The sequence below is a fragment of the Acinetobacter sp. YH12152 genome (assembly GCF_013418285.1).
In the GTDB taxonomy this organism is placed as follows: Bacteria; Pseudomonadota; Gammaproteobacteria; order Pseudomonadales; family Moraxellaceae; genus Acinetobacter; species Acinetobacter amyesii.
Window position 1 is genome coordinate 31348 of record NZ_VPCH01000029.1, and the last position, 14327, is coordinate 45674.

Below are 14327 nucleotides of genomic sequence, written 5' to 3' on the forward strand. Positions count from 1 at the left end.
GTCATGTCTGTTGAAACTCAACAATTTACTGGTACAGATCAATATATTGCGACCGATAGCATAAAACTTGCAGTAAAAGCTGCACGTTCATTGCAAAAGCCACTTTTGGTTAAAGGTGAGCCGGGGACAGGTAAAACACTTTTAGCCGAACAAGTGGCTGAAAGTTTAGGCCTTAAGCTCATTACTTGGCATATTAAATCGACGACCAAGGCTCAACAAGGTTTGTACGAGTACGACGCCGTATCTCGTCTGCGTGATAGTCAGTTGGGCGATGACCGTGTTTATGACATCAAAAACTATATTAAGCCAGGTAAACTTTGGGAAGCATTCACTAGTGAAGAACGTTGTGTACTTTTAATCGATGAAATTGATAAAGCAGATATCGAATTCCCTAATGATTTGCTACACGAACTCGATAAAATGTCATTCTTTGTGTACGAGACAGGTGAAACGATTACGGCAACACAACGTCCAATCGTGATCATTACTTCAAATAATGAAAAAGAACTTCCAGATGCCTTTTTGCGTCGTTGTTTCTTCCATTATATTGAGTTCCCTGACGAAGCAACCATGCGTGAAATCATTGATGTTCATTTTGAAAATATTTCAAATACCTTGGTTTCTGAAGCACTACAAATCTTCTTTAAATTACGTCAAGTTCCGGGTTTAAAGAAGCCGCCTTCAACTTCTGAGTTGATTGATTGGTTGAGTTTGCTGATGGCGGATGATATGCCAGAAGATATTTTACGCAACACAGATAAATCGAAATCAATTCCACCGCTTTATGGTGCCTTGATTAAGAACGAACAAGATGTGCAATTACTTGAACGTCTAGCATTTATGTCACGTCGTTAATTGATATCAATTCTATAAAAGATTTAAAAGCCGGTTATCCGGCTTTTATTTTGAGCATTAAAAAATATAAAGGTGAATTATGCAGACAAGTGCATACGTATCTCGTGTACACATAGCTGTACCTAGGAGGTTTAAGTCGGCAGCACTCTTGTTGGTTGCGAGTTTTTATTTTTCTAGTTTTAGCTATGCAATGGATGATGCTCAGTTTGAACAGCAGCATCAACAGCTACTCCAAGATGCGTATTGGGCGTAAAGAAAAGCTAATTGATCAATCAGATCATCTTGCAGCTCAAACGGCCATTCAGCAAAAGGCCTGTGCTGCAACTGTACTTGAGCTGAAATACTATGATTTTGTGATCTTGAACCTAAGCGATTTTAACCGCTATAGAAACCATCAAGGTTTTTATAAAATCGTATCTATTCAAAAGTTGCAGCAAGATCGCCTCAAAGTTCAGCACAAATATGAAACTCTTAAACAATCGCTTAACAATAGAAATGCGACTTGCGAATAAATCATGCTGTATGTGTTTCTTTGGGTAGTAGGGCAACGTATATGAACACGCAGTAAAAGCTTTTGGCTTTACTTGTAGAGATCAATTTTTCATAATGGTATGCGTAAAGGCAAGACTCAGTTGCAGATGAAATAACAAGATCACATGCATTCACACTGGATTTGACCTCTTAATATTTAATTTTTATTGGATTTTATTCGCCTATGTTTGTGCGATTGTTTTATACCCTTCGAAAATATGGTGTTCCAGTTTCAACCCGTGAATTGATTGACTTGAACCAAGCAGTGGCAGCAGGGCTGGTCTTTGCAGATAAAAATGAATTTTATCAGCTTGCAAAAACCGTCATGGTTAAAGATGAACGTTACTTTGATAAGTTCGACCGTGCCATGAAGGACTATTTTGACGGTATTGCCACCTTTGATTTAGACGAGCTACTAAATCAGGTACATAAACTGCCAAAGGATTGGTTTGACCTTGAGCTCATCGAAAAACATCTAACACCAGAACAACGAGAAGAATTAAAAAAAGCTGGTTCATTAGAAGAACTGATGAAAATGCTCGAAGAGCGTTTGCGTGAGCAGCATAAAAAGCATCAGGGTGGTAATCGAATGATCGGTACGGGTGGTACTTCGCCATTTGGTGCCTATGGTGACCATCCTGAAGGTGTGCGTATCGGTGGGCCTGGTCGAAAACGATCTGCGGTGAAAGTGTGGGAACAACGACAATACCGAAACCTAGATGATGAGCAGATTCTCGGAAGTCGTCAGATGCAGATGGCTTTGCGTCGTTTGCGTAAATTCGCCCGTCAAGGTGCAGCAGAAGAGCTAGATATCGATGGAACTATTCGTGAAACTGCCAAACAGGGTATTTTGGATGTGCAGTTGGTTCCTGAACGACGTAACCGCATTAAAGTATTGATGCTGTTTGATGTTGGGGGCTCGATGGATTCACATATTGCCCAATGTGAGAAGCTCTTTACCGCTGCAAAAACGGAATTTAAAACTTTAGAGTATTTCTATTTTCATAACTGTTTATATGATTATGTATGGAAAGACAATATTCGCCGTTCAAGCACGCGTATGAATACATGGGATCTATTCAACACCTATGGTCGAGATTACCGTGTCATCGTTGTCGGTGATGCGAGTATGGCACCATATGAGTTGAACTCGGCAGGTGGATCTGTGGAATATATGAATGATGAAGCGGGTCAGGTGTGGTTACAGCGCTTACGCAATCATTTTGATAAAACAGCGTGGCTAAACCCTGAAGAAGAAAGTTATTGGCATTACACCCAAACCATAGCTGCGATTAAACAAATCTTTGAAGATCATATGTTCCCGATGACCCTAAAAGGTGTGGAAGATATGACGAAATATTTAGCGCGCTAAAGCGTTAAAAACGCTACTTTTTCTTATCAATGATGTTTATATTACTTACTCCAATTTTGCATTGTTTCTTATTTTCAAAATTGGATAGTATTTAAAAGTCTTTGTTTTGCATACAACATGAAGGAAATATGATGGATCATCAAATTAATGGTATCGCATTACCTAATGAAGAAGGTTTCTTCGGTGAATACGGTGGGCAGTTCATTCCACCAGATTTAAAACAGGCAATGGATGACATTAATGTTGCTTATGAGCAAATTCATCATACAGAAGAATTTCAAAATGAATTGAAAGAGTTGTTTGCACACTATGTTGGACGTCCTAGTCCATTGTTTTATGCAAAGCGCTTGTCTGACAAATTAGGTGGCGCACAAATCTACCTAAAGCGTGAAGACCTCAACCATACCGGTGCGCATAAAATTAACCACTGCCTTGGCGAAGCTTTGTTAGCAAAATACATGGGTAAAACCAAAGTGATTGCTGAAACCGGCGCAGGTCAGCATGGTGTAGCATTGGCAACGGCTTGTGCCTTAGTGGGCATTCCATGTGAAATTCACATGGGGCAAGTGGATATTGAAAAAGAACATCCAAACGTGGTGAAAATGAAGATTTTAGGTGCCAACCTGATCTCTGTTACACGTGGTACAGCTACGCTCAAAGATGCAGTAGATAGCGCTTTTGAAGAATATTTAAAAGATCCAACCAATTTTATTTATGCGATTGGTTCAGTGGTTGGCCCACATCCATTCCCGAAAATGGTCCGTGACTTCCAGTCAATTATTGGTGATGAAATTAAAGTTCAAGCCAATGATCGATTTGGTGCAAATCCTGACTATGTGGTTGCATGCGTGGGTGGTGGTTCAAATGCCGTTGGTGCATTTACAGCATTCCTCAATGATACAGATGTAAAACTTGTGGGTGTGGAGCCTGCAGGCCATGGTTTAGATACCAATATGCACTCTGCGACGTTGACATTGGGTAAACCAAGTCAAATTCATGGTATGGCATGTTATGTCCTTGAAGATGAACAGGGTGAGCCATTACCAGTGCATTCAATTGCATCAGGTTTGGATTATCCTGGAGTGGGGCCACAACATAGCTTGTTAAAAGACCTAGGCCGTGTTGAATATACAACAGCGACAGACCAAGAATGTTTAGATGCATTCATGACGCTTTCACGTGTAGAAGGTATTGTGCCTGCACTAGAAAGTTCACATGCGGTTGCATGGGCAATTCGTGAAGCATCAAAACTTGCCAAAGATGTGAAGATTGTTGTTAACGTTTCAGGCCGGGGCGATAAAGACTCAGACTATGTGGCTGAAAAATTAGGTTTAAATTAATTACTGCCATTAAAAAAGACTAAGTTGCTCATCATCTGTTGATGGTGCAAAAATCTTTTGCAGTTGTATAGCCCGATCTATATTCGAAGTATCCCAGTTTTTAACTGGGATATTTTTTTTGACATAATTTTTATATATAGTGTGGTTAACGCTTGATGTAATTGGAATTAACTCAGGATGTAGCGCATAAATAATTGCCTTTGCATCTAAAATTTCAGCGATAGACGAAGCAATCTCCAAATTAATCGTACGTTGGTGGTATTGCAGCAGTTCATCGTCTTTCATAGAAACCATTAAGCGTTCTAATTCTAAAATGATGGCATCCAGTTGGTCTAATTTATCTAAAACGGGTTTCAACATAAGAAAGGAAATTGAGAAAAGTAATTAATTTGTAATGTGTGTGTCATTACATATTGTGAGTTGTATGAAGAATTTTGATTTCTAGATTTCCCCCTTAAAGCTTGTTAAGGGGGATTTTTAAGTTTAGCCTGAAATATATTGTTGAAGTTGTTCGATCAGTTTGCGTTGATCATCCATTGCTGCTTTTACAAGGTCGCCGATGGAGATTAAGCCGGTTAATTTCTGTTCCTCAACGACAGGTAAATGACGTAAATGGCGATCTGTCATAAGTTCTAAACATTCTTCGACAGTCGCGGCACTTGTCACGGTGATGACACTACCCGTCATAATTTCGCTGACAGAGGTATCGAAAGATGTTCTTTCCATCAGGGCGATTTTACGTGTGTAATCACGCTCAGACAAAATCCCAACAACTGTGCCTTCATGGGTCACAACGAGGGCACCAATGCCTTTTTGTGCCATCAGGGAAATGGCTTCGAGTACAGTCGCATCTGGGGTGATGGTGTAAATTTCTTGATAAGCTTTGTCTTTAAGTACTTGGGCAACTGTAGTCATATTTTCATTCCTTTATAGTAGTTTTTGTTTAATTTAAATTAACGCGAAATTTGAAAAAAGCAAATACTTTTCAGTGCATGCTGAGGTCAAGCATGCACTGAGGGTTTTATGCCATTTGAATCTTATCTTGGTTAAAAAAGAATAAACGCATTTGCGAGGTTGTGAGCTTGAGACGGATATGGCTAGAGCTATGCAACGCAGGGATGACTTTAAGGCGTGTTAATGTCGGTAATAGCGATGCCTCAAAATCTTCTGGTGTAATGCGTCGTGGAGTGTAGTTGGGCCAATGCTTTTTGGCATATTTATGCGCTTGAATGCCATTTAGCCAAAACGGGAAGATAATATGATCTTGATCGCTGGTCATTGCCCAACCTTGTTGGTGGTAGAGACCCCAAAGGACTCCACAGTACATCATGGTTTTTAAAATACTAATTTTGAAAAATAAATCTTTTGGAATAGGTTTATATTGCTTTAATTTAGACATCATATGCAGCGTGTTGTTGATGTTGCTCCTATTGTAGGAAATTCTTATGAAAAAGCTGTGTAAGCTTTGAACTGGATTGTAAGAATTTATGTAGTTAAAAGTTGAAGGGTGTAAAAAACGCCACCTTAGTGACGTTTTTTTATGCTTGCAAGGTGGCCATGTTCTGCCAATATTGCGCTTTGAGTGAGTCACGTTCTACGCGGAAGCCTTGATAATAAAGTTCAGCCAAAAATAACGCTGCTTTACCATGTCCAGCACGAGCTGCATCTTCCAATTCGTGAACTGCATCGCTGAAGTTCATTTGAGATTGAATTGTGTTTACCGCATTTGCGTATACATGTTCGAGTTCATGTTGAGAGAATTGTTGAATCATATTTAACTCCTTATTCTAATTATGATCATTAAGGGCCCATTCTTTAGCCCTATTAACTAATATAACTAAGTATTATTAAACTAATATTACAATTATCTTGAATTGTCAACTATTCACGTAAATATTTCTAATTTGCTATAGTTTACATGATTAAACAATGAACAATTGTTTTCATGAGTAAAATACTAACATAAGAAGTTGTAGATAATAAGGAGAAGTAAAATGACAAAAGTTTTAGACGGTTTAACTTTAGATTATCCTCCGACATTAGCGCAAATTGTGGAATTGGCACATCTACATCGTCGCAATCTTGATGACGCAATTTTTCATCAGGAGATTCATTTAGGGGATTTTGGTTTAGCACAGCGCAAACGTGTATATGATTTCACACGGGATTTAGATAAGGGACAGCGCTTAGAATTTTACAATGCATACAATGGTGAATTACTCAAAATCGCCGATGATGATGATTTACATCCTGCGCATGCAGAGGGTGGAATGAGTATTTTTGCAGTATTTATCGTTTTGGCGATTATTGCATTGATTCTTTATTTTGCGGTGATACGTACCATTATTCAGTAAATTGTTTAGCTAACTCACAGACTGAAACAGTGGACTGATGCAGTTTTAAGCGCTGTGACTTGAACTTCTTGAACGTCAGCCATACACTACTTTTAACCTGAGGTAGTGTATGACTATTGATTTAGAAAAAATTATTCAATTCAAATCTAAAATACAGCTTGAGCAAATTTATAATATCTTTGTTTCAGTCATGATCGTGGTGATTTTGGTATTGGCTGTGATTGCCTTATATCGTCCTATTTCTGTACAGCAATACCAAAACGTATCACGACTTGCGTTTCAGCAAAGTTATCCTGAAACTCAGGAAATGGCGATGTTGCTGAGACAGCAAGATCGCATCCGTGTGGGTGCTTATCTTAAATTGATGCATGCTTATCAGATGGAGTCTGTACGGGCACATCAACTTCCGGCTTTGGCAGAGGAACAGCCTTAGTCGCAGGGATTATCTTGGTTGGAGCTGCTTGTACATTCTCCTCCAATATCTGCTGTACTTCATTTTTATCTAAGGTTTTACTGACCACAATCACCGTCATATTTTCAGGGTGCATGTAGGTACGAACCGCATTTTGTACATCAGCTACAGTTATTTTTTCCAATAATTTAGGGTACTGGGTCAAATAATCTGGGTCTTGTTGATAAAAGCCCAATAGACCAAGCTGTGCATTGATTGTTGCATTACTGCTGTAATTATTCGGAAAAGCACGCAGCATACCGGCTTTGGTTTCTTCCATTTGTTTTTGATCAATAGGCATTTTGACAAAATCATTAAAGGCTTTATGCGCAACACGAATACTATCTATCAGCTGATCTTGACGTGTTCCATAGCTAAAACTAAAGATACCGGGCGCTTGGCTAAAGCTAAATGCACTATAGGCACCATAAGTATAGCCACGTTTGACACGAAGCTCTTGCATGAGGACCGAGTTAAAACCACCACCGCCAAACATTCGATTGGCTACTTCTAAGGCTAATCGATCTTTGTTATCGCGTGTCGTCCCTAAATGTCCAAATATGACGTTGGCTTGGGTGGAATTGTAGGGAAGATGGATAATATCAAAGCCTTGTTTTTCTTCTGGTTGTGCAAGTGCCTTGGCTTTTTCGCCTTGCTTTAAGTTTCCAGAAATACGTTCTGCAAGGTTTTGTGCTTCTTTTTTGCTGAGTTTGCCTGTAATGGCTATATTTAAGTTTTGAGCAACTAAAAATTGATCACGAAACTTTTTTAAAATGTCTGGGGTGATTTTTTTGATACTGCCATTGGTTCCCGTAATCGGTTCTGCATAAGGGTGTGTGCCGTATACAGCCCGATAGAATCGAATATTCATTAAGCGACTTGGGCTTTCTTGGAGTTGCTTCTGACCAGCTTGGTTATTACTGAGAGCTAAGTTTAGACTAGAGGTTTTAAAAGTCGCATTTTTAATCACGTCCATCATCATGCTTAAAGCAGGTTCTAATTTTTTAGGGTCTGACAATACGCGTAGCCGAACGACAAACATATCTCGATGTGCTTGCACGCTAAATTGAGCACCTGTTTGGTCAAAAACCGAGGCAATTTGCGTTGGATTGTATTTTTCTGTGCCTTCATCGATTAAACGTGCAGCCATGTTGGCAACACCATACAAGCCTTTTCCGACTTCTTCATCACGAGCAGAACCTGCATTAAAGGTCAGTTGAATATCCACCATGGGTAGATCTTGTGACTCAACAAACAGGCTATTCACACCATGTCGGTTTTTCAGCACTTGAACAAGCGGAGCACGGTAGTCTTTATCAATCTGTAAATTCTTTAAACTTTGCAGCATGGGGATAGATTGTAATTGGCTCGGATTATCGTTGAGGTCGGGAACATTTTCCGTATAAGTTTCTGCATGGAGGAGTGAGCCAAACGCAGTGAGTAAGCTTAGGGATAAAATTTTCGTAATAGTCATCACTAATCCTTACAAGACGCTATCTGTGTTTTGGGTTGAGCTGATTTGTTGCTCTGGAATAACAACTTCCGTTTGAGCGGATTTTACTGTTTGATCTGCTTTATTTGAGGTTGTTGGAACCTCCGTCTGTTCTGGAAGTAGATACATGGTGCTTAAATTTTCTCGGACAAAATACGCATTTGCGACACGTTGAATATCTTGTGCGCTGACGTTTTCATATAGTTTTGGTAATTCGTCCATTAGCCTGAAACTGAGCCCATTGACTTCTAAGTTACCGATCGTCTTGGCTTGGCTGCTGATGTCATCTTGGTTATAGACTAAATTGGAGACAAAACGTGTGGTGATACGTTCAACTTCAGGTGTTTTGACTAATTCTGTTTTTAAAGTGTCGATTTCATCTTGTATCGCTTTTTGCGCTTGTTCCATTTTGACGCCATCGGCAGGGAGTGCTGAAATGGTAAACAAACTGTCTCCACGATTGTATGGATCATAAGAAACACTTACAGCAGTAAGTAATTTTCTATCGCGTACCAGTTTGTCTTGTAGGCGCGATGAGATGCCGCTGTCTAAAATATTGCGAATAATATTGAGAGCATAAGCATCTTGTGGGTTTTTTGCGGTAGCCAGTGAGCGTACATTCCACGCCATATACAAATTGGGCACTTGTACGGGTAAATTTAGTTCCATATGACGATAGCCCACACGCTCGAATTCCCTCACATCGTTACGATCAGGTGTTTTGCGTGATGGAATATCACCAAAGTATTTTTGAACTTGACGAATGGCTGCTTCGGCATCGACATCACCGACAATCACCAAAATGGCGTTGTTTGGGGTATACCAATCTTTATACCATTGTTTTAAATCTGCCAATTTGATGTTTTGCAGATTTTTCATGTGTCCAATGACGGGTTGACGATAGTGACTGGTTGGATAAGAAATCCATTTGAAACGTTCATAAGCCAAAGAACGAGGATTGTCATCTGTGCGCTGTCGGCGTTCTTCCATAACCACTTTAATTTCAGGTTCGAAATCTTGTTGTTGCAATCGTAAATTACTCATACGATCCGCTTCGAGCTCCAGTGCCATAGGAAAATAGGCTTTAGGATACAACTGATAATAATTGGTGTAATTGGTGAAGGTTGCAGCGTTGATGCTGCCGCCATAGATACGGCTGAGACGTGTAAATTCATCATTAGGAACTTTGGTGGTTCCTTTAAACATCATATGTTCGAGCGCGTGGGAGATCCCTAATAGATTGCCCGACTCATCACTACTGCCAACACGATACCAAATATGGGTCATTACCATCGGCGCACGGTGGTCTTCACGGATAATGACCTTTAAGCCATTTTTAAGTGTGGTTTCAAAGGTGCTTCGCGTTAATTGGGTGCGTGTGTCAGCATGTAGATTGGGTGCACACCAAAAGCAACTAGTGATGACACAGATAGGAAGCGCAGAGCGAAATAAAGTTTTAAAAAAACAAGGAGAAAATCTGTTTTTATGGGACACAAAGGAATCCATTAAAATGCATTTTATAGTTATCTAGTTTTCCTAAAGTTAATTTTGATTGCAAGTTCAACATGTTGTTTTTTAGTGTGCTTCGCTCTGACAGGCGTGTAGCGACTCAATTTAAGATAACTTATGATAGAATCGGTTTTTTTAACGCAGTGCTTTTCAAGGATTCGGCATGCAACAGCAATCTCATGGGCAGAATAAATTTTTGATTGATGCTGATATCGGTGATGACGATGTCACGCTACCGAGTTTACCTGCGGTAAATGTGCCGATTATCGAGACACCGAAAGTACAGCAAGAAGTTGCTGCACCATTACAAGAAACAGAGTCAGAAACTGAAGACTCGAAGGTGAAAGGCGGCTTCTTTAGTCGTATGAAAGAAGGTCTAGCAAAGTCACGTAAGAACTTGGCAGACGGCATGGTGAATATCCTGATCGGTGGGAAGGAAATTGACGATGAACTTTTAGAGGAAGTTGAAGAGCAACTTTTGGTTGCTGACATTGGTGTCGATGCAACCAAAACGATTATTGCGAACTTAACTGAACGTACTGAACGTGGCGATTTAATTTACTCGCACTCTTTATATAAAGCGCTTCAAGAAGAACTGGTGGCATTACTTGCACCACGTGTTAAACCACTACATATCGACAGCAATAAAAATCCGTATGTGATTTTGGTTGTTGGTGTGAATGGTGTGGGTAAAACCACCACGATTGGTAAATTAGCGAAACGCTTACAAGGTGAAGGTAAAAAAGTAATGTTGGCTGCTGGTGATACATTCCGTGCAGCAGCCACAGAACAATTACAAATTTGGGGTGAACGTAATAATATTGCCGTTGTGGCTCAAGGTCATGGTGCAGATTCTGCTTCAGTTATTTTTGATGCATTTGAAAGTGCTCGTGCAAAAGGCGTAGACGTGCTGATTGCAGACACCGCAGGTCGTTTACATAACAAAGGACACCTCATGCAAGAGTTGTCTAAAGTAAAACGTGTAATGCAAAAAATTGACGCTACAGCTCCACATGAAGTGATGTTGGTGGTTGATGCAGGTACAGGTCAAAATGCCATTAACCAAGTTGAAATGTTTGATGAGGCAGTAGGGCTTACAGGTCTAACCATTACTAAACTGGATGGTACTGCGAAAGGTGGTGTGTTATTTAATATTGCAAGCCGTACCCATGTGCCAATTCGTTTTATTGGTGTAGGTGAGAAAATTGATGACTTACGTCCATTCTCAGCTAAATCATTTGTCGCAGCATTATTTGAAACTGATAAATAAATTGCGTTAAATGTCACATAAACTCCGCAAAATGCGGAGTTTTTTGTTTTTGAGCTTACTGATTGATTTAAAAAGCAACATGTGAATAAATCATAATCAAAATTCAGCCTGATATACCCTTAGAATAAGTAAGGAATTGTTGTTTATATATAAAAATTGCTTTGGGGTGTTTAGGGTGGCGTTACTCGATAAAATTGGTCATGTATTGACTGCGGATATCACTAAAGATTTTAAATTAAAAAAGAAAAATACCGACCAAGAAATAGAAGCGTCCTTTGTTGATCAATTAAAGAAACGTCGCAGTATTTACGAGCTTGGAAAGAAGGTGCATTACAGTCAGGCTTATTTGGCGGAACTGATTCAAGAATCCGTAAGAAGTTGTCCATCTGCATATAATTCGCAAAGCACACGTATTGTAGTTTTATTTGGCGAATCTCATCAAAAATTTTGGGACATTGTAAAAGACGTACAACGCAAGAATGTTGCGAGTTATATTTTTGAAGGTGTGGCGCTCAAAATAGATCAGTGTGCAGCTGGCCTGGGAACTGTACTTTTCTATGAAGATCAAGTTGTGATTCAACAATTACAAAAGAAAGTGCCATTAAGTGCAGAAGATTTTCCAGTGTGGTCGGAGCAAACGTCTGGCATGGCGCAATTCGCAGTATGGACTTCGATCGCAGATGCAGGTTTAGGCGCATGTTTACAACACTATAATCCACACATTGATTATGCCGTTGCCGAACACTTTAATATTTCAAAACAATGGCTGCTACGTGCGCAGTTGGTCTTTGGTTCAATTGAAGGTCAAGCGCCTGAACGTTTAGAACCAGAAGATCAAGATCAGTTTAGAATTTATGAGTAATTTCTATGTTCTGTAGGTTGCTTTGATTTCTGCTGTCCTAAAGACTGTGAACCAATATTTGAATGTAAGTGGGTTGTAGGTATTTAGATGCTTGCAACTGATTGTTCTAGAAATAAGACACAATGTTGTAAATATAGTCATGCAACTGTTAAAAACATCACCTATTATAAATCTCAACTTAGTCAGCTAATTGAAAATAAAAAGAGGTCTTGTAATGTCATTCTTGAATCAAATCGAACAACGTCGCACAATCTATTCTATTGGTAATAACGTGAGTTTATCGCAAGATGAAATTGAGCAAACCATTAAAAATGCAGTACGTTTAAGTCCGTCATCATTTAACTCTCAAACGTCTCGTGTCGTTATTCTGTTTGGTGATGCACATCAAAAATTCTGGAATATCGTACGTGAAACTTTACGTAAAATTGTACCTGCAGATGCATTTGAAGGAACCAATGGCAAGATTAATAGTTTTGCAGCAGGTTTTGGTACAGCATTATTTTATGAAGATCAGGCTGTAGTAAAAGCCCTCCAAGAACAATTTGCACTTTATGCAGATAATTTCCCAGTATGGTCTGAACACTCAACAGCGATTGCTCAATTTGCTACTTGGACGGCTTTGGCTGAAAAAAATATTGGTGCGTCATTACAACATTACAATCCAATTGTTGATGCTGAAACAGCTGCGGCATTTGATGTGCCAGATCAATGGAAACTACGCGCACAGCTTGTTTTTGGTTCGATTGAAGCACCTGCAGGTGAAAAAACCTTTATTGCAGATGAAGAACGATTCAAAACATTCAAGTAATGATGGTGTGATGAATTAAAAAGGATGCTTTGAGCATCCTTTTTTTATATGCAAAATTCTTGAATGAATATCAAAATAATGTCTTGAAACAAAATATACAGTGATTGTTAGATGTCATAAGATTGTCATATATGCATTGCATAGTGCATTCGAAACTAAATAATTGATAAAGAGTGATAATGATGACTTTAAGATTAACTGTTGCTGCTGCAGCGCTGATGTTAAGTAGTGCCGGATTTGCAGCTGTAACTTTGACTGTTCCGGAAGAAATCAAAATAGTTGCAGTTAATGATCAAGAAGTTACAGGTGGTTTATTTCGATCTACAGAGAAATATAAGCTAGATGCAGGTGAAAACGTATTAACTGTACGTTATAGCGAATTTTTTCAACATGCTGATAATTCGCACGATATATTAAAATCAGGAGTTGCTGCTATTCGCACTCCAGCACTGATTGATGGTCAAGAGTACCGTTTAGGTCTAGTCAATGCACCAAGAGATTTTGATGCTGCGCAAAAATATAAAGACCAACCAATATTTGGGTTGTATGACAAATCTAATCAATTACTTGTGCAGCAAGCTGGGGCAAAGAAAGAACAAAAATCGATTTTCTCCAATGGTGTATTGGGTAATGCCGTAGATTTTACGAAGAAAGAAGCTGTGCCAGAAAATCAACCGGCACCTGTTTATGCACAATCCGTAACAGTAAAGCCAACGAACGTAGCCGTTCCTGTAGCTGCTCCAAAAAATATAGCTGTTCATCAAAATGGAGTAGATCAACAATTAATTCAGCTTTGGCAGAAGGCTAGTAAAGCTGAACGACAAAAATTCATGAGTTGGTTGGCTGAGCAAGCAAACTAAAGTTACTTTCGTAACTTTATTAGTTTTCTTGAAATCCGCGTTATTTGAAAAGTCCGTTGAATTACGGGCTTTTTAGATTGAAGAATATAAAAATCACCAAGAATTATAAAATTCGTCTTTCATAAAGCAAAATATACGGATATATTGATTTTTAAATAAGCAATAAATTGCTTTTAGTTTAAAAAATATACATTCAAGCGCAATATCGTAGAAATTTCTATGATAGGGGCTTGTGTTTGTTTTGAAACTCTATAGAATACGCTGCATACCAACGCAGACAGCTATAAACATAAGGTTTTGAGTTGTTTGATGTTGTTTTCTTATTTGCTGACGAAGCATTAAGAAGATCATTAAGAGATTATGAAGAACAACTTGTGTGGATTTTTACTGATTGATCGATCGAAATTATTTTCATTGATTAATGGTAGAAATTACTCGAAGTTTATTTGAGCAAATTTTTGTCAGTAATTGATGAGCCAAGATTGGTACACTATATGTACTATTGATTTTAAACTGAAGAGTTTGATCATGGCTCAGATTGAACGCTGGCGGCAGGCTTAACACATGCAAGTCGAGCGGGAATAGGTAGCTTGCTACCGATTTCTAGCGGCGGACGGGTGAGT

At 39.0% G+C, this 14327-nt stretch carries 16 protein-coding genes, 1 rRNA gene and 1 pseudogene; 12 read left to right on the top strand and 6 right to left on the bottom strand.

Going from position 1 to position 14327, the window contains the following annotated elements:
* Positions 1-3 precede the first annotated feature (3 nt).
* From FTU83_RS10615 to trpB, 5 genes are all read left to right on the top strand, one after another.
* The gene (locus FTU83_RS10615) at positions 4-855 is read left to right on the top strand and encodes a MoxR family ATPase (RefSeq protein ID WP_180106454.1); all 852 of its coding nucleotides are present in this window, start codon (positions 4-6) and stop codon (positions 853-855) included.
* A gap of 79 nt (positions 856-934) precedes the next feature.
* The gene (locus tag FTU83_RS10620; RefSeq protein WP_180106452.1) at positions 935-1108 is read left to right on the top strand and encodes a hypothetical protein; all 174 of its coding nucleotides are present in this window, start codon (positions 935-937) and stop codon (positions 1106-1108) included.
* Positions 1062-1367 carry a hypothetical protein gene (locus tag FTU83_RS10625; protein WP_180106449.1) on the top strand — a complete coding sequence of 102 codons (306 nt, stop codon included), beginning with the start codon at positions 1062-1064 and terminating at the stop codon, positions 1365-1367. The genes FTU83_RS10620 and FTU83_RS10625 overlap by 47 nt, the downstream gene beginning before the upstream one ends.
* A 203-nt stretch (positions 1368-1570) precedes the next feature.
* Entirely contained in the window at positions 1571-2758 is a 1188-nt protein-coding gene (locus FTU83_RS10630) for a VWA domain-containing protein (RefSeq protein ID WP_180106447.1), read from the top strand.
* A 131-nt stretch (positions 2759-2889) separates the two neighbouring features.
* Complete coding sequence (trpB, locus tag FTU83_RS10635; RefSeq protein ID WP_180106472.1) at positions 2890-4098, top strand: tryptophan synthase subunit beta; 1209 nt, start codon at positions 2890-2892, stop codon at positions 4096-4098.
* A gap of 9 nt (positions 4099-4107) precedes the next feature.
* On the opposite strand, the gene FTU83_RS10640 is transcribed toward trpB, so the two are convergent.
* The 4 genes from FTU83_RS10640 to FTU83_RS10655 form a co-directional block, all read right to left on the bottom strand.
* Positions 4108-4458, bottom strand: a complete 351-nt coding sequence (locus FTU83_RS10640) for a hypothetical protein (RefSeq protein ID WP_180106445.1) — start codon at positions 4456-4458, stop codon at positions 4108-4110.
* Positions 4459-4581: 123 nt separating this feature from the next.
* Positions 4582-5013, bottom strand: coding sequence for a CBS domain-containing protein (locus tag FTU83_RS10645; protein ID WP_078193901.1), 432 nt, complete (start codon positions 5011-5013; stop codon positions 4582-4584).
* A gap of 106 nt (positions 5014-5119) precedes the next feature.
* Positions 5120-5497: a DUF2750 domain-containing protein gene (locus FTU83_RS10650; protein WP_078188495.1), complete on the bottom strand. Its 378-nt coding sequence runs from the start codon at positions 5495-5497 to the stop codon at positions 5120-5122.
* 139 nt (positions 5498-5636) lie between these two features.
* Positions 5637-5870: a hypothetical protein gene (locus FTU83_RS10655; RefSeq protein WP_078188494.1), complete on the bottom strand. Its 234-nt coding sequence runs from the start codon at positions 5868-5870 to the stop codon at positions 5637-5639.
* 222 nt (positions 5871-6092) lie between these two features.
* Here FTU83_RS10655 and FTU83_RS10660 point away from each other — a divergent pair, with 222 nt between their 5' ends.
* The gene (locus tag FTU83_RS10660) at positions 6093-6452 is read left to right on the top strand and encodes a hypothetical protein (protein ID WP_180011241.1); all 360 of its coding nucleotides are present in this window, start codon (positions 6093-6095) and stop codon (positions 6450-6452) included.
* A 109-nt stretch (positions 6453-6561) separates the two neighbouring features.
* Positions 6562-6885 carry a hypothetical protein gene (locus FTU83_RS10665; RefSeq protein ID WP_180011239.1) on the top strand — a complete coding sequence of 108 codons (324 nt, stop codon included), beginning with the start codon at positions 6562-6564 and terminating at the stop codon, positions 6883-6885.
* On the opposite strand, the gene FTU83_RS10670 is transcribed toward FTU83_RS10665, so the two are convergent.
* Positions 6809-8380 (bottom strand): M16 family metallopeptidase, encoded by a 1572-nt coding sequence (locus FTU83_RS10670; protein WP_373685257.1) that lies wholly within the window; start codon positions 8378-8380, stop codon positions 6809-6811. The genes FTU83_RS10665 and FTU83_RS10670 overlap by 77 nt on opposite strands.
* 123 nt (positions 8381-8503) lie before the next feature.
* Positions 8504-9826 (bottom strand): annotated as a pseudogene (locus tag FTU83_RS10675) (M16 family metallopeptidase); the annotation flags it as partial.
* Between the two features lie 241 nt (positions 9827-10067).
* Between FTU83_RS10675 and ftsY the strand changes: the two are divergent.
* The 5 genes from ftsY to FTU83_RS10700 form a co-directional block, all read left to right on the top strand.
* The gene (gene ftsY / locus FTU83_RS10680; protein WP_180007272.1) at positions 10068-11174 is read left to right on the top strand and encodes a signal recognition particle-docking protein FtsY; all 1107 of its coding nucleotides are present in this window, start codon (positions 10068-10070) and stop codon (positions 11172-11174) included.
* Positions 11175-11349: 175 nt separating this feature from the next.
* Positions 11350-12036 (top strand): nitroreductase family protein, encoded by a 687-nt coding sequence (locus FTU83_RS10685; protein ID WP_180027252.1) that lies wholly within the window; start codon positions 11350-11352, stop codon positions 12034-12036.
* 214 nt (positions 12037-12250) lie between these two features.
* Positions 12251-12844 (top strand): nitroreductase family protein, encoded by a 594-nt coding sequence (locus FTU83_RS10690; RefSeq protein ID WP_180007270.1) that lies wholly within the window; start codon positions 12251-12253, stop codon positions 12842-12844.
* Positions 12845-13026: 182 nt separating this feature from the next.
* Positions 13027-13704 carry a DUF2057 domain-containing protein gene (locus FTU83_RS10695; RefSeq protein WP_180041014.1) on the top strand — a complete coding sequence of 226 codons (678 nt, stop codon included), beginning with the start codon at positions 13027-13029 and terminating at the stop codon, positions 13702-13704.
* Between the two features lie 510 nt (positions 13705-14214).
* A 16S ribosomal RNA gene (locus FTU83_RS10700) occupies positions 14215-14327 on the top strand; the annotation flags it as partial.